Source organism: Facklamia sp. P9177 (assembly GCF_050409585.1).
Lineage (GTDB): Bacteria > Bacillota > Bacilli > Lactobacillales > Aerococcaceae > Facklamia.
In genome coordinates, this window is the sequence record NZ_JBNUPE010000003.1 from 162,195 (window position 1) to 180,695 (window position 18,501).

Consider the following 18,501-nt stretch of genomic DNA (forward strand, 5'->3'; position numbering starts at 1 on the left):
CCCTCCTAATAACTTAATCTTAATTCAGCTTGTTGTGTTTTAGTAATATCATTTACGTGCGTTGTCCATTCATGCCCACCCATAACTAAAGTAATACGAGTTGGGGCGGTGTTTGTAGTCAAGCCACTCGAATCGACGTCTGCGAAGCGACGATTTGAAATAGCTGTTTGTGCTACTTTGGCTACACTAGGTGCTTCCATAACGGCTGCGTTAGCTAACTTAGTAGCCATCTGTTTAACAGCTTTGAGCTTATTCTCCATACCAACGATTTGACCTTCGCCAGTAAATTCACCAATCTCTTCAGTTACCTTTGAAGGAGAATGAATTCTAAGAGCTGATCGCATCGCAGCGGCCGCTGAGTTTGCAATCGATCGGGCTAACCCTATGATCGATCCTGCCATAGAAGATAGCCCGCCATAGAAACCTGCCCCCATGTTATAACCCGCAGATCGTGCTTGACCTGCCGCCGCATTCATAGCTGATACTGCACTTGACATTGAGCTTCGGACCCTTGAAACGACATTAGACATTCCACTTGAAACCACCGATTGCATTGAACTCATCATAGAGCTAGCATTTGCTTTCATAGCGTTAAAGCCATTCTGCATAGCACTCTTCATTGAGTTCATCTTCGATTTTACATCAGAACTCATTGATTCAAAATTGCTAGTAACATCAGATTTCATTGTTCTTGAAGAGCTATTAGCATCTTGGGCAATTAATGTATAGACAATTTTAATTTGGGCTTTCATAAGGTTCATAGCACTAATAGAAGCGTCACGCAAAGCTTCGTAATGAGCTTTAGCATTCTCTACTTCTTGCGACCTAGCGTTTACGTCAGTAGCTGTTTGCCCTGCTGCGTCACTTGCAGGTGTAAGACCTTGCATGGCAGAAGTAGCCCCATTTGCAAAGTTTTGATAAGGTGTTACAGCGTTTTCTACTTGCTGCGAGTTAGCAACCGCCGTTTGTGCCGTTTGCGCTGTTAACGAATCAACAGTCACACCGTATTCAGCTAATGAGGCCTGTGTCCAAGAAGGTAATTGGTTATACCAATCCACCATAGACATAACCTCGCCTGTATTAGCAAAGGCCTTGTTTGCTGTTTCTGCTGTCATTAAATTAACCACAGCATCATATTCACCTAAATAAGCTTGTGCCCCAGAACTTAATTGACTATAGAAGTCTGCAAACGTTCCTACTTGAGAGGTATTTGCTTGAACCGCCGACGTTGCTTGAGAAGCAAGACCAGGTACAGTCGTAGCCATAAGGCTCATAGCATTGGTTGCACCATTCTTAAAGTCCTCAAACGGGTTAGCCGCTAAATTAAGTGCGTTAGCACTATCTATAACACCAGTTGATGCTTGCATAGCAAGGTTAGGAACTTGTAAAGCCATGTTTGACATAGCAGTAGTCGCATCATTGCCAAATTGATGAAAGTTTTGTCCAGCTAAAGCAACCTGTTGAGAACTTTGTACAACTCCATTTGCCGTTGTTAGAGCCATTCCCGGAACGGTAGTTGAAAGACCTTGCATTGATCCTTGGATATTAGCAACCATTTGGTTATAGGGTATTACACCCTGTGTTCCTATAGGTTGAAAGGCTGTTGTCACCCCTTGGGTGGTTGTATTAGCTGCTGCAACCGTTCCACCCTTAATGTTTTGCATCGATGAAATGATATTTGTATCTAAATTGTTAAAGATTTCCTCGACATTAAATTCCATTGCTTGAAATTCGCCTGGCACAGAGTTAGCCGCTTGAGCTGCATTAGATTGCATACCCGCGGTAATCTCTTGCATAGAAGATTCAAGCGAAGCGGACATCGAATCCATTATTGAAGTTGACTCATCTGCCATCCCTTTAAATTCAGTAGTGACCGCGTTAGAGGCTTCTTTTGCTCCTCCTCCGAGCCACTTCGGCATATTATTACCCCACCAGTCGCCTATTTTCCCTCCAAGATCCATGATTCCATCGAAAATCGCTTTTCCGATTGAGGCCATAAGGTCGATAACTGCGCTATTAATAGCTGGTATAGCTGATATCAACCCTTTAATTAGCTCAAATACAATCTTAGCCCCAGCAATCATAATTTCTGGCAAGTTTGAAATAATTCCTCTTACAAGAGAGCTTATAATCTCTCCCGCTGATGAAATGATATTAGGAATGGCGGCGGCTATTGCTTGAATTAAAGCAGATACAATCTGAACTCCCCCAGCAATTACTTGAGGTAGGTTTGACATTAAAGCCTGAACGAAACTAGTAATTAATTGAACCCCAAGAGTTAGTATGTTTGGCAGTGCAGAAGTTATCCCTTGAATAAGAGATAAGATAATTTGAATACCCGTTTGAATAACGACAGGTAAAGCTGTATTCAAGCCATTTTGAAAAGTGGACACCATCTGTTGTGCTGACGCTAACAGTTGAGGGCCTGCCTGAATCAACCCTTGTACTAAAGCCAAAACAAACTGCATACCTGCTACCATTAATTGAGGTACAGCAGATATTAAAGAAGTTACAAGAGAAGTAACAACGTTAATTGCTGCACTGATAATTTGAGGTAAGCCTGCTTGCACTCCTTGAACGAGCGCTACAATGATTTCTACACCTTTTTGAATAATAGTTGGTATATTGGCTGCTAAAGCGTTAGCTAAACCAGTAATAATATTTATACCAGTTGCCATTAGTTGAGGCAAAGCACTAATTATTCCATTCGCTAGATTACTAATAATGGTTGGGCCTTGAGTTGTAGCAAGGTTTATCATTCCCATGATTTCGTCATAAAAGGCTGTTCCTAAAAGACCGACGGCTGCGGCAAAAACACCGATCGCAGCAACGGGCCCTACTATAGCAAGTCCTAATTGTGCCAATGCTGCTATGGCCCTACTCGTTCCAGCTGTAGCAGATAGTCCAATATTTGTGAAGCTCGCCATCAACGTACCTAGTTTAGGGAATAAACCGTTGAAGAAGGTAGTAAACGTTGTTCCCAACGTTCCCATAACTCCTTGAACCACGCCTAAACTGCCGACAGCACCTATGCTTGAGGTTGCTAATCCAATAAACCCGGTACCAACACTAGCTATAGCACCTGCAAAGCTCATCATTCCACCAGCTACCGTCGCAGCCATTGACACAAAGCCGCCCATGATCGTTAAAACCGGACCGATAGCTGCGGCCATTCCTGCCCATTTTAGGATTTGCATCTGTTGTGCATCTGATAGCTCAGAAAAGGCATCAATAACATCAGCGACCCTTGTTACTATTTCAGCCAAAGGACCTTGAATCAAGTCATAAAGTTCGAGTTGAGCCGATTCAATGGACCCTCCGAGTGTTTCCCAAGCTCCCGGCAAACCTTCCATCAAGGTGTCTGCCATCTTTTGAGCCGCTCCGTCCGATTGAATTAGGGATTGGGTTAAGCTATCAAATTCACCCGGCGCACTATTAATCAAAGCGAGCATACCAGACATAGCGTTTTGTCCAAATAGTGTGGTTATTGCTTGTTGTTTCTGTTGGTCTGTCATGTCTGCCATTTCCGAGCGTAATTCCGGAATGATTTGATTTAACGGTTTCATTTTTCCTGAAGCGTCAAACGCAGACCAACCCCAGTCTTCCATAAGGAGTCGAGCCTTTTTAGTTGGGGCAGATAAACGCGTTAAGGCTCCACGTAATGTAGTACCCGCTTGAGAGCCTTTAATACCTGCGTTAGACATAATACCGATCGCCGCGGCTGTTTCTTCAAGTGAAATACCTAAAGACCCTGCTACTGGTCCGGCGTATTTCATAGCCTCGCCCATATCTGAGATTTCAGCGTTCGTGGCAGCAGCAGCTTGAGCAAACACGTCAGCTACGTGCCCGGTCTGTGTCATGTCCAAGTTGAATTGGTTAAGAGCTGTAGCTGCAACCTCAGCAGCAAGTGCCATATTTCCGCCCGAGGCGGCGGCTAAGTCAATAACCCCTGGCATGGAGTCGAAAATCTCTTTTGTACCGAAACCTGCTGAACCCATCATCTCCATAGCTGAAGCAACGTCAGTCGCTCCGAAGATTGAGTCGGCTCCTAGTTTGATTGCTTGTTTCCTTAAATCTTCAAAAGAGACTCCCGTCTCTTCAGAAACGGCTTTTACAGCATTAAAGGTTGAATCAAACTCTTGCCCAGTAGTAAAAATACTTTTTCCCATTGCTGCCAACGGTGCGGTAATGCCTGCGGACATATAAGCACCCGTTTTCATCATGGTTTTACCCATTTCTCCTACTGAACCAACAGTATCATTTGCGAGTGTTTTGACTTGTTTGCTAGCTTGGGCGATTCCCGCAGTGAAACCACTATCTACTAGCGACAGGACGGCTTCAACAGAATAAGATTCTGCCATTAAGTTTCCTCCTTCCTTAAGTTTTCTAATTCTTTTTTGCGTCGTGCAATTTCTTTAAGTTCAGAGAAAACTTGGCGTTTCTTAAGAGTTTTTTCATCTTCACCGAGAAGTTCTTTAAAGGTTGAATACCTAAACTTACCGCCATCGTCAGTGACGTTAACCACTCTTTCTTGAATCCATATTTCATAAAGTCTTTGTTCATCTGACTTCTTCTTTCGTTGGTTGAAAGCCCCCAACTCAAAATTAAAATCTTCAAGAGACATCGCCCTTGCTTCGTCTAGAGTTTTACCTAGACATGATCCAGCTAGTTCGATTGCCTCTCGATAGATATTTCTTACTTCTCTTCTTGAGTCTCCTCTAGAGTCTCCTCTTTCTTGAGTTTCGCTTGAGCTTCCTTCGCTTTCTTGAAAATACGTGCCGCCCCAGGTGCTTTCTTCAAGTATTCTAAAAAATCTGAGAACAATTTCTCCTCAGACTTGTCATCTTCAGTTTGTTCGTCGATATAATCTTCAATGTCTTCTCTCGAAGGTTTGTTATGATTATCGGCTGTTGCGAATTGGATAATATAGGCGATGGTTAACGGGTTGTTATTAGACAACTCGATCATTGCTTGATGAATACCAAAGTCCATTGACATACCGTTATCCATCTCTAAACGATATTTCTCATTCAAGCGTTCCAAGAAACCTAATCCGAAAGTCATTAAGTAGGTAGTATCGTTGATCTTAATTGGTTGAGTTCTTTTTGCCATTTTGTTTTCTCTCCTTTAAATTGAACTTAAAAAAATAGAGCGGGATAGTACCCGCTCATAAGTATTATGTTATGCGCCTGCTGAAGGGATCTCTCCATCTTCTGCGGTTACTACTTCTCCAGGTTTACGGAATCCGTAAAGAGACTCAATAATTGCTTTCTGTTCGTCTGTTAACTTAGCGCGACCTTTGACAGGGTGACCGTCAATAGACATTGTGGTAGAAATTTCAGCTAGATCTTCTACGTCATTAGGATCTGACCATTCGTTTAAGTTACCGCGAGCGTATTTCATCTCGTAATCGTCTGAGTCTTCTTTGTATGAAGCCATGTTAACTTCCCAAACTTCTAATTTCTCGTCCATCAAAACAGACTCGAATAGCATATTGTTGACAGGGTCATTAGAAGCAATTGCCTCGATTTCTAACTCAACAATAAGCCCGCCGGTCGCATTCACTGCACCGTCTTTTGACGGTTTAGAGTTAGAGTCTCGCTTATATTTCCATTCGTGGACCGTTTGTAATGCTAATTTAGCAGCTTTCTTTTCTTGGGCGTCTGATAATAGACGGAATAGTAAGAATTTATCTTTCCCTCTAATTGCTGTTATTTCTGTTTTTGCCATTTTTTCTCTCCTTTAATAGTGAATAGTGAATTCTAGATCTAATACAACGTGCCAAAGAGTGGATCCTGTTGAATTGTCCGCTAGTGTCCTTTTCCTCGACGCATTAATTTTTGACATTAAAAAAAGCGTCTCTAATTGGACGTTACGAGTCATCGCTCGCATTTTGTCAGCCATTAAAGACACTTCGCTTTTTTGTAATTCTGAACCCCAAAAATGTAACCGCACGCTAATGGCCCCTAACAAAGGACCTTTAGTAGCACGAGGAGAATCGGCTATCTCCCCAAAAGTCATGAATGGGTAATCGGTACCAAGACTTGGAAGGGAGGGATAGACGCTATAACCTAACTGTTTGCCGATACTTCCTAGTTTATTTCGTACTTGATCATCAAGTGTGTTATTTGCCATTATTTAGTCAACCTTTCCAAGTCATCAATGAATTGCAATTTGGTCTGTTCGAAGCCGGGTTTAACATAAGGTTGTTCTTCCATAAAACGTGTTCCATATTCTGGATAAACTGCCCACCCAGTGGTAGGTCCTGCAAAAGCTGTTAAATCTCCATCACGCAATCCACTTCCTAGAGGTATAGAGCGCTTAGTCTCTCCTGTAGAGTAGCCTTTAACGAAGACGGCTTCTTTTGCGATGTTGTTTGTTAACCTTTTTCCGTTTTCTCTTACGATGGTTTTAGCATCATCAAGTGTGACCATTCTTGCAAATTTACCTAAGAGTTGTTCATGACCGCGCCAGTTTAGTTTTACTCTAGATTTACCCATCTTCATTCACCGAATCCACCGCTACATAAAAAACCTTATGATCCAGTCGGTTGTGGACCCACTTGTGGGGAACCCCGTTAATCTCGACTAAATCAAAAGGTTTTCGGTAGGGCTGTAGTAAACGAATGATCTTAACTTCCGATTTATAGTCTCCAAAAAGACTAAAACTTCGGTCTAAACCAAGTGTTGAGAGATGACAAGCCTTTGTTTCTCTAATCGGCTCTTGTTCGACATAATCACCTATCTCGAAGTCGTAAGTGGGTACTCCTCCTTTTAAAAAGGTTACTCTTGCGTTTGTTCTCAATAGAACGTCACCTCACCGGGTTTCACATTTAGTCGTTCGCCTACATCCGGATAATAGATGCGTAAATAGGCTTTATACTGCTCAAAGTCTTTAAGGGGAGATTCATATGTGGTTGAATGCCCTTCAATACTCGTACTCTTCATCCCCTCATTGCCTCTGCGGTTATAACGCTTAAGCGATACATCCGTAATAATAAAGTTAAAGACAGGCAGTACCAATTTAGCACCCGTTATCAGTAAAAACTCTTGGGTAGTATCATTGATGATGTCTTGGAGGACTTGATCTTGCAGGTCGTCAACAATATCTAAACGACGCTTTAAGACTTCTAAAAAGTTAGTCCCCATATTTCATCTACTCCTTTGTTTTAGTTGCTTCTTGCTTTGGTTCAGTTTCTTCCTTAGACTCTACGATCTTCTCATAACTAAATTCCTCATAGGCTTTCCAGTTAGAGTTCTTTTTCGCTTGAGCTTTGATGTCTTTTACGATTTGATCTGCTCGAGTTTGAGCCATCTCAACGACTTCGTCTTTTTTGACATCGCGTTTTAGTTTTTCATCATGATAGGGTAAATTAAATTTGATTTTCACTGAATTCTCCTTTCTTAGGCTCCTGGCAAGTCAGGTAATACTGTAGCAGATACCACTTGACCCGCTGTCGGGAATGAAGGTAAAGCGGTAGCTACTGCCTTGGTATAGGTAGCAACTGGGTCGACTGATTCGTCGTAAACCATCGCTAATACGTTCCCAACGTTCGTTAAATCTACAGCAGGGTTTTGACGTAAACGTAATTCTTCAGGTGTAGGACCAAAAATGGTATTTCCTAAAGCCCCGTTTGGTAACAATACGAATGATCCTTCTGGCAAGTAACGCTTCATTGCATACGTTCCGTCGGCTTTTTGCTCACGATACATGCGGTCCTCAGTTCCTAAAACAGGTAAACCGTGAGCCACCATGAAGTCATTAATCTCCGTTAAAGATAGACGTTTGGTTGAGTCACCAAGAATCGCTTTCTTGATGTTAACAGAGTTAGCAATTTTGCGAACAACTTGACGGGTAGTTAAGATACGCCCCGGTGTAATACCGGTTGCCAAAACTAGAGAATCAATCCATTTTTCAATATCTCCTAAAATGTCAGCATTCTCTTGTGACCAATCCGCAGTTTGTAATTGATCAGAACGGAAACCATAGTTAACTTCAAATTTAGCGTGGTTCTCATTAGCCGTAACTTTCCCAGTAGCTAAAGCTTCGTAACGCATACGTTCTACGCGAACTTTAACCGAACGCACCATATTATCAATATCGTTATAAATCGTGTCGATAATAGATTTATAAGCAGGAGACGTTTCTTTTATGCTGTTTAAACGTAATAGCAATTCTTCGTTCACTTGGATTTTACGCTTGATAAACGCAATCTTCTCACGAACGAGTTGACCACCATCACGAGAAGCAATTTCAGATTCAGTGTCGAAAGCGTGAACTGAAGCTGTTACTGGTGCTTCATTAGAGCCCTTCAAATACTCCATCTCAAGTGACTCTTGTTTCATGGATGGGAATAAAGCTTCCCCCGCTTGAGCGTCATATTCCTTGTTAGCAACATAGTCAATGACGTTCTGATTGTTAAAAATATCTAAAATGTCTGGCATTTACTTTCCTCCTAATAAAATTTAATTTCTTTCATTGCGGCAATTGCTTCAGCAGTTGGCTCTACAGGTAAACGGTCTTTTAAGATATAACCTTCAACAATTACCGAACAAGGTTGATCTCCTGCTGATACGTCGACATCGTTATATAAAATACCGATAGCCGTTCCGTCGTTAGCAGGGAAGACGGTTCCTGCTGGAATAACCCCTTTACCTTTTTTATCCATTGCTTTTGTAGCGGTTTGCGTAAATGCTACAACGTGAGCAGATTTTAAGAAGTTAACCTTCCCTTGATATTCAACATCTTTAATAAATGGCATTTGTTTTCCTCCTTGTTAATTTAACCCCAGTTAGATACAACTGGTTTTTGTTGTTTTTCATTGCGTTCTTTAGCGATTCTTGCACCTTCCGATAAATTGCTTGACGATGATTGTCCTCCAACACGAGGATCCTTTTGACGCAGACGAGCTTTATCACGCTCAGCATCACGTTGTTTGATGATTTCTTCGAAGCGATTAATACGTTCGTTAGTTTCTACGACGTCGCCTTTAACGACGATTAATTCAGCAAGCTCTGTAGGAAACTGCTTATCTGCTAAAACATTTTTAGTGTCTGATAAGAGTTCTTTATAATCGGCTTCTGCTTCTCTTGCAGCTATTTCTTCTTCACGATCTTTTAATTCCTGTTCGCGTTTTTCAGCATCCGACATTTTAGCTAAAGTCTTTTCTTTTGCTAATGCCTCTTTTACTGCTTTATCGATAGCTTCCTTTTGTTTTTTATTAGCCGTTTCACGTTCTCGCTTTAAGCGTTCTTCAACAACAGTGTTTAGCTCTTCTTGACTAAACTTCTTCTCTCCATCATCGACGTTTGTTTCATCGTTATTTACTTCCTCTTCTTGATCGTTGCTAGCATTTGGATCAGTAGGTTCAGTAGAGTCAGCAAATAGTTGTAAGTTGAGAGGTAGTCCTCTGAGATTCTTCTTCACAATCATTTCTCCTTTTTTGAGTCTTGTTTGACTATGGATTTCCATGCGTCTTTTAATGTCATAAGCACGTTTTGGACAAAATAAATAGCCCTATTTCTAGGACTTACCAACTTGCACTTTCCATAATATTGATACGTTGTTTATTGATTGTTGTGTTAACTAGTTTCACCGGGTCATTAATAATTGGTAGCGCAACATCTTGAGTTATAGCCGGGGTTAGAACTATCTTCCCAACATTATTTGTCTCAATTTCTATTTCTCTACCATTAGCTATAGCTTCTAAATCATTATTAGATAACCTTATTAATACTCTCCTCATACTTCCTCCTTTTGAAAAGGTTATTTTATTTTTTATCTAAGTAAATGTAGATTCCGAGTAATATTATTAAACACACCAACGCAATAACTATCTGGAACAACAGTGGTGCAAAGACCAGCCACCAAGACCAATTGATATAACCCAGAATCTTAGCGATAACAAAAATGATTTGAATTATGCTTATTGTCGGAAAAGTGTTAGTCGTCGTTTCGTTATCTTTCATTCCCTCACTCCTTTCGAAAGGTTATTTTATTTTCTTAGCTAATTCATTATCTATATGCCGCACATCGATCACATCTCTCGTTGTTAGAATACAATTTTAACTCGAACTCGGTATTTGAGTTTCTCACCGAACGGTTTATTTTTATATATCAATTGAACAGTAATGGGGTTAATATAGTATTTCAGTTCAAATAGTCTAGCTTTTAGCCAGATACGTGCTTTTCCTAAAAGCGAGCAATTGCAATCAGAACCGTCAAATTCAATGTCTATTACTCGTGGTTTTGTCATTTACTAACCTCCTATAACTCAAATTCATTCCTTGGGTTCGAATTCCCCTTTAACTTTTACTGAGACATCAATAGTTGTCTCATTCCACTCTGGGTCATAACCGATATCGAGTGATACACCGATAAGTCTCTCCTCGTCGATTGTTATCTTTTTTAATTCTTCAATTAGTTCTTTCATATTCCCTCCTATATCAAAATCAATTCGACCCGTTTTATGTTGCTTTAAAAAGCCCCTTCTTTAGTCATTACCTTTTTTGACGAACTTATAAGAAGTCACTTGAATCTCACCGTCTTTATGTTTTAGAGCCTTTCCACTTAAGATGTCTTTTGCAATAAATACCAATTTACTCAATGTATTAAGTTCCTTGTATTCAGCAGTAACTTTTCTTACTTTCATAAGATCGCTCCTTTGTTTGCTTCATATTTTTTAAACAGTTCATCTAAAACAGCTTCATCAACGGCGGGCGCTACTGCACAGTGGCAATGAGGGTGAATGGGTGGGGCGTTTTGTCCGATTATCATATCTCTTACTAGAAATGGGTTGTTGTCTGCTACATTTTTACAAAGATCGCAAGCGCTTGGTTCTGGAATTAGGTTAAACTTCTCATAGCCGTTCTCTTTAAAAACGATTAAAGCACCTTCGGTTTGAACCCTCGCTTGTTCAGTTACAGCTAAGCGATGGGCTTCATAAGTACTCACTTTAAACCTTTTTCTTAGTATTGGTACGAGGTCTCTTGAGCTTTTTCCTCGCATCAAATTGTTAGACATCATCTTTGCTACATCAATTCGCAGTTGGTCTTGTTTTTGCCAAATATTTTCAGACCAAGTAGCACCCTCGTACCTTACATTTAAAACAGCTTTACCTATCCGTCGGATTGTTTCTTGATCAGGTACGCTTTCGCCTAAAATACCACTTTGCTTTATGATTTCATCAACGAATCCATTCTCGATGAACTTCTTCATCAACTTATACTGACCGTCATGCATAGCGACTAATTCTAAGTCAACGTGATAAACTAAAAGTTCAGCCCTGTTCATTCGCATTTTCAAGTTATATAACTTAAGTTCTGCGTTCGCTTCAGGGCTGAAATCTTTCTCTTTTACGTAGCGTTTTGCTTTATCAGCAAAGGCTTCTACATCCATAGCTGATACACGTTTTTTAGCTTCTTGTTTAGTAATTCCTTCTTTACTGGCGTATCTGTGTAGAAAAGCATCAATTTCTGTTTCAATATTCTTTTGCGCTCCTCTATAAAGCGTGTCTAGCTCTTTGCGAAAAGACTCTTCATCTTTGATGCGATTTATCATTTCTGCGTTAACGCGTTCTCGCCAGTAAAGGTTGTCCGGGAGATTACTCGGTTTGATCTTCGGCATCGCTATTCACCGCCAAGTCTGTCATTCTTTGTTTCTTAGCAAGGTTTTGTATTAAGCCTTCATCGTCAATCTTTTCTTTCTTGAGACGTTCCAATTCTTGAGAGACATTATCTGTGATATTAGTAATCTCTAAAATAGTTTCGTTAGACATCTCTCCTCCTAAAGCGTTGAAGGCTTCTATCGCTTCTTTAAGTGCTTTCGGTAAATTCAATGTGAATCGAATATCTAAATGATCAATGTTAAAATTTAGAATCGATCCATTTTCAACACCTAAGTAGCCGATAAGCTCATATCGGCGTTTCAGTGACTTCTCAAAATGTGCCATCGTGTCAATAATACGTTGGTCTAAACCAAACATTTTCTGTCTGACTGCTTCGCCCGTTTGAACGCCCCCAAACTTTTCATCGCTTAAATTAGGCACGCCTGTTTCAGCGTGAATATCGTCTTTCAAACGCGTCTTAAACGCTTCAGCACCGCCCGAGTCATAAGACTTCTGTAGGAACTTCGCGTCAACATCTCCCACCGGTTTATTGTCTTGGTCAGTAGGAGGTTTCAAGTGCATAAGACGGGATTGCAGCATTTTTTGAAGCCAATCTATTTGTTGTTCCGGTGTAGAGTTTCGAGGCATGTGCATTAGACCTTTGATCATCAATATGGCATCTGAAATATCCTGCATATAGTTTGCTGTATCCGATTGTGCCGCGTCGTAAGCATCAATTTTACTGAGATGTGTTTCATAGGCTCCAATTCCTAACTCGTTACCAAGGTATTCAGTAATTTGGATTTGATTGACTGCGTATTCATCGATGTCCTCATCAAAAAGTTCGTTTTGCTTAAGCTCCAACAAGTAAATGTAATTATCATTACCATACACTTCAACGATTAAAGTGTTGTCATCTTCAGAAGTAAATTGCGTTTTTGGGTAGTATCTTACGGCAGCGACGGAATGTTCAGCGTGGGTGTTGTCATAAATAACAAAAGTCTGTCTCACATCAAACTTACGAATGCGGATCTTGTCTTCTTGATTTTGATAAACATAATCATAAGCTCTGCCTGTTTCTGCAATCGTCTTAATCAGTGATCGGTTAAGCTGATACGTATTGTTCTGTCGATCTACTTCATGTAGAAAGTCATTAATTGTCGCGTTTTCTTCTTCTTCTAATTCCTCGTCATAGTATTCGACAATTATTTCTTTACCAGCAATATACCCTTGAATAAACGTCGCTACTAAATCACCAAAGTTATGAACGAGGCGATTATCTGCCATTTCTTTATTTTTCACTCGGTTATACTCTAAAATCGTGTGGTTATCACCTCTTGCATAGTCTTGTAATTCGATTAATCGAGGTTGCTGTATTTCACGGTGATGGTTGATGTACTTGATTAGCAATTCATAGTTGTTATCGAGAAGGCTATTCATATCATTGACGCGGTACCTTAAACGCGACTCTTCGTGGAATCGCTTTTTAAGTCTTTTTCGCTTCCCAAAAGAATTTATAAATGGTGTTGCGTTATCTTGCATTTAATTACCTCCTTACAAGAAGCCGAAACCTCTTCTTAAAATATCGTATTCTTCTTCGACGTCGCTATCGTCTACAATAAATTGACTCACGTCTTCAGCAACCCCCGTTAATGAGTCGGGTGCATCGTCGTGTTTGTTCTTGCCTTCTTTTTGAAAGGACATTAGTTGTTCATAAAGTTCTGGCCATTTATTATGCCAACCTTCAGGAAAATAAATATGCTCCACACACCATGAAGCATGAGTCAGTATCCTAGCTATTTTATTCTTGGTTTGATGGAACCAATTGATTACTGTGTAATTGCTATTAAATTGTCTATTTAATATGCGTTCGACGCTTCTTGCAAAGCCCCGTCCACCGTTATTTGATTCAAATTTTGCAACGTTCACTTTATTTTCGTACAACTTCGCTGCTAACGCTGGTTCTGTAATTTCCATTGCGTCTTTTGTAAACAAGATGTCCAAGATATATGCCTCATTATCGAAAGTAACGCCATAGATGTAGGTTGCGAGGTAGTCAGCCCCCGTGTCCGCCGTATCCGTATAGGATCGAATCTGTTTAAATTCTGGTAGTTCGCCGGTATAGGTTTTGAATCCACGGTATAAAGCTCCTTCGATGTCTATTGGACTTTGTTGGTAGTTTGCTGCGGCTATTTCAGGACTCATCGACTTTGTTTTTCTGTTAAATTCACGAGCTGATAACACTTCTTCGCAAAGCATTGTGCCGTCATCTTGTTTCGCTTTAAGATTAATGTGCTTGATCTTGTATTCTCTACTTAAATCCGTTAATACGCGACCTGCTAAGTCTTTAGAGTGCCACCTCGTCATGATGATAAGTAACTTTCCGCCCTCTTCTAAACGGGATAGCATTGTATCAGTGAACCAACTCCAATGCTTTTCTAAAACATTTGCATTATTTGCTTCTTCAGCACTCTTAATCAAGTCATCAATAATAATAAAATCGGCACCGAATCCGGTTGCCGTTCCTGTAGGCGAAGTAGCTAAGTAGTTTACGGTTGGACTTCCTTCTAAACTCCACATGTTCATTGCCCCATCACCAAACTTTATCTTAGTACCGGGGAAAATATCGCTATAAACGATAATATCTTCTTGAGCTTTCACTTCTGAGATAGCATTACGCACCTGTTTAGAAAAGTTTGTTGATAGAGTTTCATTATATGACCCTGTCATAACGCGTTTATTATGATCCAAACCTAGTAGCCACTGTGTAAATTTTGTAGATGTCAGTGATTTACCATGTCTTGGTGGAACGTTGACCACTAAAATATCATTATCGTCTGTTAAGAACTCCTGCATGTCATCACATAAGTCGATTAAATATTGCCGTGACGGTTTATAAAACTTAGGAGTTGTTAGTTGACAGTAATCAAAAAAACTCTTGCGAGCTAGAGCTTTTCGAACCTCTTGAACATCAATCTTCACCATATTTAGCCGCCAACTTTCTCAACTCATCGACACTTAATTCGTCGTACGGGTTAGAAGTCTTAACATTCATTCCACCGCTTACTTCAGTCTCACGTTTGTCTCGCCACTCTTTAGGTTTTCGGTTCTTCAACCAAAATATCTGTGCGGTGGTATTAGGCGGTGCATACTTTTCAACTTCTACAACCTCGCCTTTGTTTGTTACCATTTCCTCGGTGTATTTATAGCCGAGTGCGTTTTTAAGTAAGGCATTCTCTACTTGCCTATCTACTACGGCTTTACCCTTTTTTAAGGACTCAAATATTGAAGGGTATTTCTTTTTCCAGTTATTAAGTGTTTGCTCACTCACGCCTATATTGTGAGATATTTGTCTGTCCGTGAGGCCGTCTCTTGCCCAACCTTCGATCTCTAATAAACCTTCTTCTGTTATCCAATACTCGTATTTAGCCACGGCCTCACTCCTTTCTGTGCATAATAAAAAGACACCGGTTAAGATGCCTTTTTTTATACTTAATTAATTTCTACAACCATAATCCACTTTTCGTTTTCTGGCATTAGCGGACCTGTATTATTATCGATTACTTTGTATCTTTTTCCTTGATAATTAATCTCTCTACCAACTTGTGGAGTGTAATCATTTGCGAGCTGTAAAAACGAAACTACCTTTCTAGATTTCTCGTTATCCACGACTCTGATTTCCATATTCTCGCCTCCTCATTATTTAATGAATTAAATATACCAAAAACCACCCTCGTCGCATAGGGTGGTAAGAAAGGAGGTGGTTTTGGTTTTGCGAGTGAGCGGAACAATCACAAGTCCGCAATGCAACTGGTAAGGATTTGCACCTTACATAACATATCACTGTTCAAGGGTTGCCCACGTAATATGTCTTATCCCTTTTAAGCGTCTACCTATTCCGCCACAGTTGCTAAAAGTCGTTTTGTCTATATTTTTTAGAACACAATACATAGACTTTGTTTATATACTCACCTTTCGGCGACCAGTCTGTTAGTTTTCCACACGCTCTAGGCGAACTGCACCAACTGGGATTAAAAATGCGGTCTGTTTGTTAACTTCCCACAATACAAATTTAACACATATACTACCCTTCAAAATCCACAAAAAGTCCACAATCTATTTATCTAGTCCTAAATCATCAGCGATATTCTCGAAGAATCTATTTCTTAAATTAAAAGCCTGACTTCTGCTACAATAGATAATCTTATTTTCTACCAATCCGTTCATTGTGTACCTAGGATATTTTTTGAGATACAATTCATTAATAATTGTTTTAGTATCTTCATCGCATTCGTCCAAATTGTCCGATATAACACGTTGATTACGCCTTAATGCAGTGATTCTTTTATCTTCTTCGATGGTTATCAACATATTAGTCATCTTATCGTTACGTCCATTGCCTTGAATACCAGCATTAATATCGGTTGGTTTAAACGGATAACGCAATTCTTCTTCTCGTTCTTCGATGTATTTATCAAGTTTCGGATAATCTCTCAATATATCCTGAATATAATTAAATGTACTGCGCTTCAATCAATCACCTCCAAATATACCTCTCAAAGCTTTCAGCGTTAGATGCTTTATCTTTTTTGATAGTCGCAAAAACGTATTATACTTTGCTCTCGCTACTGCTCTGTGCCTATCATTCGTCATTTTAAAACACCTCGAACAGATCCATGCTTGGCGTTACTTCTTCAATGGCAACTACTGAATGATATTTTGCTTTTGCTTCAGTTTCTGCTTCTTGAATCGTTTTAGCATCAAAGTAAACATATCTTTGATTTCCGTGAACATCTTTTACTAAAATCTTAAATTGCTTCATGCTTTCCTCCTATACTGGTCAGGGTGTCTTAAGATATAAGTGTTCCCACTCGCTTCAATAACGGTTGCTTTCCCATTCTTCATCTTCTTGATCGTTACAATCGGACGGTAGCGGTCGCCTGCCTTACGTTTTTTCAACGATTTCACTCCCCACTAAAATACTTAACAACCTATCAATATCTGCTGGTTTATGCCCGTCATATTCTGGCGCATATTCCAATTCTTTTACATTAAACATATCCCAATCTTTTAAATGATAGTGATAAGTATATTGACCTTCTGGAGTATTAATTCCAACATTAAAACTATCTTCAAACATTGTTCCGTCACTATGTTTTTTAGCTTTCCATGCAATCTCTTTGTTTTGATTGCAGATAATAGCAAACAACATCATGCGATGATAGTAAAGCTCATCAAAAGTATGCCATTTGTCTGAAATTCCTTTTGTGCTTAGTCCTTGCTCTTTTCCTAACAGAATTAAATTGTTTATTGATTCGGTGAATTCTTTTTCTTTCAATCAAACTCGTCCTTTCTGTAAATTGCTGACATGATAAGTACGGTTAAAAGCACTGGAATGATTAGGTGCATTTAGTCACCTCTTTATTTAGTTGTCTCCTTTTACTTTCTTTGTCAATGATGCATTTTGCATAATTTACCGATTTGGATAACATGTTTAATTCTCTCTCTGATAAATTCTCAGTCGATAAATCAAATAAATCAGCACATAAGTTTTTAAACTTTAATTGATTCATATTCATTTAGTCAACCTCCAACAAATCGCTAATCTTAGTCGGTTCCTCATCTTCCCATTTGATGAAAGGGAATAAATTATCATTTAATTCGATACGTTCACCATTATCGCTGGTAGACCAATATGCATCATATGCTTTGTGTGGTTTATCATAATAAGCATATAACCACCCTGCTTTATTTCTTGCCAAATAATATATATCACATACATTTTCCAAGACATTCTTTTCAACATCTGATAATTTTATTTCTCGCTCTTCAATCGGTGTCGAAGCGTATTCTACGCATAGTTTTAAAAGGTTTTCTTTATCTGATTCGCTCATTTCATAAAAATTTTCATATCTTGTATCGAGCGCATAGGTTTCACTAGTTCTTACACTACAATAATATGCACTACCTATTTTAATGTATATACCCTTATCCACTACTCCGATTTCCCAATCTTCATTAATCTCTTTAACTTTTTTAATAAATTCTTTTGTTAACATTTAATCAGCCTCCTTCTTTTCCAGTTCAAGTAACCTATCTCTTAGCATTAATAAAAAATCTTCAACATCTGGGTCTAAGGCATCATCGACAAACTGTTCAATTTCTTTTATTAATTCTTTCATTTACTTGTCCTCCAATAACTCTTTTATTTTTTTAACGTGACTGGTCCTAAAATATGTATTACTCTTTATAGGCCTAAAACAACAATAATATTTTGGATATTCACTCTTTTTTAATACACCACGAATGACATCGCCATCAAAAAATGATAATTCGACATTCTTACCTAAATAGGTTTCAAGTTTTTCTCTTTTCATTTTTAGTCCTCCAATAGTTCTGGGTTTTCATAGATATTTCCGATGACTTGAATTTCGGTTTGAGAATTATTAGAATTCGTTTCGCTAACGAAATACTGCAAGGGATCTCCGTTAATGTGATATAAGCCCTCTAAAACATCGTATAAAACCACACCCTGTGTTGAGTCGGTTTTGATTATGTCGCCGACAAAGATGTCGGTACCATTTTTGTCCTTAAGAAATGTTGATTGCATAAGAACAACTTCATCAGGTCTGCATTTAACAGCATGAACTGTTCTTAATCTCCCATTAAACTCGTCATTAGCGACACTAGATACGTATACTTCGTTTTCCATCTCATTAAATCCATAACAACCTCGCATTTTGTTTGTCGCTTTATCCCACGCTCTAAATTTTGGTAGCATTTATTTATCCTCCTCTTTTATTGTTTAAAATAAACTGCTTTGCAAAGGCACATTAGATAACATCTCTTCTTTTGCCTTTTTATAAAAATCTTTTTTTATTTCAAAACCGTAAGAA

At 39.2% G+C, this 18,501-nt stretch carries 30 protein-coding genes and 1 pseudogene; all 31 read right to left on the reverse strand.

Annotation, left to right across the window (positions count from 1 at the left end; translation table 11 throughout):
* Positions 1 to 5: 5 nt before the first annotated feature.
* A complete protein-coding gene (locus tag ACQV18_RS02605; RefSeq protein WP_428892506.1) occupies positions 6 to 4,361 on the reverse strand; it encodes a phage tail tape measure protein in 4,356 nt (1,451 codons plus the stop codon).
* Positions 4,361 to 4,624, reverse strand: coding sequence for a hypothetical protein (locus ACQV18_RS02610; protein WP_428892507.1), 264 nt, complete (start codon positions 4,622 to 4,624; stop codon positions 4,361 to 4,363). Before ACQV18_RS02610 ends, ACQV18_RS02605 begins: the two co-directional genes overlap by 1 nt.
* A 71-nt stretch (positions 4,625 to 4,695) precedes the next feature.
* On the reverse strand, positions 4,696 to 5,112 hold the full coding sequence (locus ACQV18_RS02615; RefSeq protein ID WP_428872899.1) for a tail assembly chaperone: 417 nt from the start codon (positions 5,110 to 5,112) through the stop codon (positions 4,696 to 4,698).
* Between the two features lie 69 nt (positions 5,113 to 5,181).
* Entirely contained in the window at positions 5,182 to 5,730 is a 549-nt protein-coding gene (locus ACQV18_RS02620; RefSeq protein WP_428892508.1) for a phage major tail protein, TP901-1 family, read from the reverse strand.
* A 12-nt stretch (positions 5,731 to 5,742) separates the two neighbouring features.
* On the reverse strand, positions 5,743 to 6,135 hold the full coding sequence (locus tag ACQV18_RS02625; RefSeq protein WP_428872896.1) for a hypothetical protein: 393 nt from the start codon (positions 6,133 to 6,135) through the stop codon (positions 5,743 to 5,745).
* Positions 6,135 to 6,500, reverse strand: a complete 366-nt coding sequence (locus ACQV18_RS02630) for an HK97-gp10 family putative phage morphogenesis protein (protein WP_428892509.1) — start codon at positions 6,498 to 6,500, stop codon at positions 6,135 to 6,137. Before ACQV18_RS02630 ends, ACQV18_RS02625 begins: the two co-directional genes overlap by 1 nt.
* Positions 6,493 to 6,804: a hypothetical protein gene (locus ACQV18_RS02635; protein WP_428892510.1), complete on the reverse strand. Its 312-nt coding sequence runs from the start codon at positions 6,802 to 6,804 to the stop codon at positions 6,493 to 6,495. Before ACQV18_RS02635 ends, ACQV18_RS02630 begins: the two co-directional genes overlap by 8 nt.
* Complete coding sequence (locus tag ACQV18_RS02640; protein WP_428872891.1) at positions 6,801 to 7,148, reverse strand: phage head-tail connector protein; 348 nt, start codon at positions 7,146 to 7,148, stop codon at positions 6,801 to 6,803. Before ACQV18_RS02640 ends, ACQV18_RS02635 begins: the two co-directional genes overlap by 4 nt.
* A 7-nt stretch (positions 7,149 to 7,155) precedes the next feature.
* Positions 7,156 to 7,389 carry a hypothetical protein gene (locus tag ACQV18_RS02645; protein WP_428892511.1) on the reverse strand — a complete coding sequence of 78 codons (234 nt, stop codon included), beginning with the start codon at positions 7,387 to 7,389 and terminating at the stop codon, positions 7,156 to 7,158.
* 14 nt (positions 7,390 to 7,403) lie between these two features.
* Positions 7,404 to 8,444, reverse strand: a complete 1,041-nt coding sequence (locus ACQV18_RS02650) for a major capsid protein (RefSeq protein ID WP_428872888.1) — start codon at positions 8,442 to 8,444, stop codon at positions 7,404 to 7,406.
* Between the two features lie 11 nt (positions 8,445 to 8,455).
* Positions 8,456 to 8,761, reverse strand: a complete 306-nt coding sequence (locus tag ACQV18_RS02655) for a hypothetical protein (RefSeq protein ID WP_428892512.1) — start codon at positions 8,759 to 8,761, stop codon at positions 8,456 to 8,458.
* A 20-nt stretch (positions 8,762 to 8,781) separates the two neighbouring features.
* On the reverse strand, positions 8,782 to 9,426 hold the full coding sequence (locus ACQV18_RS02660) for a capsid assembly scaffolding protein Gp46 family protein (RefSeq protein WP_428892513.1): 645 nt from the start codon (positions 9,424 to 9,426) through the stop codon (positions 8,782 to 8,784).
* Positions 9,427 to 9,529: 103 nt separating this feature from the next.
* The gene (locus tag ACQV18_RS02665; protein WP_428872884.1) at positions 9,530 to 9,745 is read right to left on the reverse strand and encodes a hypothetical protein; all 216 of its coding nucleotides are present in this window, start codon (positions 9,743 to 9,745) and stop codon (positions 9,530 to 9,532) included.
* 25 nt (positions 9,746 to 9,770) lie between these two features.
* The gene (locus ACQV18_RS02670; RefSeq protein WP_428892514.1) at positions 9,771 to 9,968 is read right to left on the reverse strand and encodes a hypothetical protein; all 198 of its coding nucleotides are present in this window, start codon (positions 9,966 to 9,968) and stop codon (positions 9,771 to 9,773) included.
* 83 nt (positions 9,969 to 10,051) lie between these two features.
* On the reverse strand, positions 10,052 to 10,255 hold the full coding sequence (locus ACQV18_RS02675; RefSeq protein ID WP_428892515.1) for a hypothetical protein: 204 nt from the start codon (positions 10,253 to 10,255) through the stop codon (positions 10,052 to 10,054).
* Between the two features lie 24 nt (positions 10,256 to 10,279).
* Complete coding sequence (locus ACQV18_RS02680) at positions 10,280 to 10,432, reverse strand: hypothetical protein (protein WP_428892516.1); 153 nt, start codon at positions 10,430 to 10,432, stop codon at positions 10,280 to 10,282.
* Positions 10,433 to 10,492: 60 nt separating this feature from the next.
* A complete protein-coding gene (locus ACQV18_RS02685) occupies positions 10,493 to 10,651 on the reverse strand; it encodes a hypothetical protein (protein WP_428875942.1) in 159 nt (52 codons plus the stop codon).
* Positions 10,648 to 11,625, reverse strand: a complete 978-nt coding sequence (locus ACQV18_RS02690) for a minor capsid protein (protein ID WP_428892517.1) — start codon at positions 11,623 to 11,625, stop codon at positions 10,648 to 10,650. Before ACQV18_RS02690 ends, ACQV18_RS02685 begins: the two co-directional genes overlap by 4 nt.
* Positions 11,603 to 13,147, reverse strand: coding sequence for a phage portal protein (locus tag ACQV18_RS02695; RefSeq protein WP_428892518.1), 1,545 nt, complete (start codon positions 13,145 to 13,147; stop codon positions 11,603 to 11,605). The genes ACQV18_RS02690 and ACQV18_RS02695 overlap by 23 nt, the downstream gene beginning before the upstream one ends.
* Positions 13,148 to 13,159: 12 nt before the next feature.
* Complete coding sequence (gene terL / locus ACQV18_RS02700; RefSeq protein WP_428892519.1) at positions 13,160 to 14,590, reverse strand: phage terminase large subunit; 1,431 nt, start codon at positions 14,588 to 14,590, stop codon at positions 13,160 to 13,162.
* Entirely contained in the window at positions 14,577 to 15,038 is a 462-nt protein-coding gene (locus ACQV18_RS02705; protein ID WP_428872876.1) for a helix-turn-helix domain-containing protein, read from the reverse strand. Before ACQV18_RS02705 ends, terL begins: the two co-directional genes overlap by 14 nt.
* Positions 15,039 to 15,097: 59 nt before the next feature.
* A complete protein-coding gene (locus ACQV18_RS02710) occupies positions 15,098 to 15,289 on the reverse strand; it encodes a hypothetical protein (RefSeq protein WP_428872875.1) in 192 nt (63 codons plus the stop codon).
* A 432-nt stretch (positions 15,290 to 15,721) separates the two neighbouring features.
* Positions 15,722 to 16,138: a transcriptional regulator gene (locus ACQV18_RS02715; protein WP_428884879.1), complete on the reverse strand. Its 417-nt coding sequence runs from the start codon at positions 16,136 to 16,138 to the stop codon at positions 15,722 to 15,724.
* Positions 16,139 to 16,259: 121 nt separating this feature from the next.
* Positions 16,260 to 16,427: a hypothetical protein gene (locus ACQV18_RS02720; protein ID WP_428884880.1), complete on the reverse strand. Its 168-nt coding sequence runs from the start codon at positions 16,425 to 16,427 to the stop codon at positions 16,260 to 16,262.
* Entirely contained in the window at positions 16,424 to 16,564 is a 141-nt protein-coding gene (locus ACQV18_RS02725) for a hypothetical protein (RefSeq protein WP_428892520.1), read from the reverse strand. Before ACQV18_RS02725 ends, ACQV18_RS02720 begins: the two co-directional genes overlap by 4 nt.
* Positions 16,551 to 16,943: a hypothetical protein gene (locus ACQV18_RS02730; RefSeq protein ID WP_428875932.1), complete on the reverse strand. Its 393-nt coding sequence runs from the start codon at positions 16,941 to 16,943 to the stop codon at positions 16,551 to 16,553. Before ACQV18_RS02730 ends, ACQV18_RS02725 begins: the two co-directional genes overlap by 14 nt.
* Before the next feature lie 241 nt (positions 16,944 to 17,184).
* Positions 17,185 to 17,664 carry a hypothetical protein gene (locus ACQV18_RS02735; RefSeq protein ID WP_428875930.1) on the reverse strand — a complete coding sequence of 160 codons (480 nt, stop codon included), beginning with the start codon at positions 17,662 to 17,664 and terminating at the stop codon, positions 17,185 to 17,187.
* A complete protein-coding gene (locus ACQV18_RS02740) occupies positions 17,665 to 17,787 on the reverse strand; it encodes a hypothetical protein (protein ID WP_428875929.1) in 123 nt (40 codons plus the stop codon).
* Positions 17,788 to 17,982 carry a hypothetical protein gene (locus ACQV18_RS02745; protein WP_428875928.1) on the reverse strand — a complete coding sequence of 65 codons (195 nt, stop codon included), beginning with the start codon at positions 17,980 to 17,982 and terminating at the stop codon, positions 17,788 to 17,790.
* A 2-nt stretch (positions 17,983 to 17,984) separates the two neighbouring features.
* Positions 17,985 to 18,386, reverse strand: a complete 402-nt coding sequence (locus ACQV18_RS02750) for a YopX family protein (protein WP_428875927.1) — start codon at positions 18,384 to 18,386, stop codon at positions 17,985 to 17,987.
* A 24-nt stretch (positions 18,387 to 18,410) separates the two neighbouring features.
* Positions 18,411 to 18,501 (reverse strand): annotated as a pseudogene (locus ACQV18_RS02755) (site-specific DNA-methyltransferase); the annotation flags it as partial.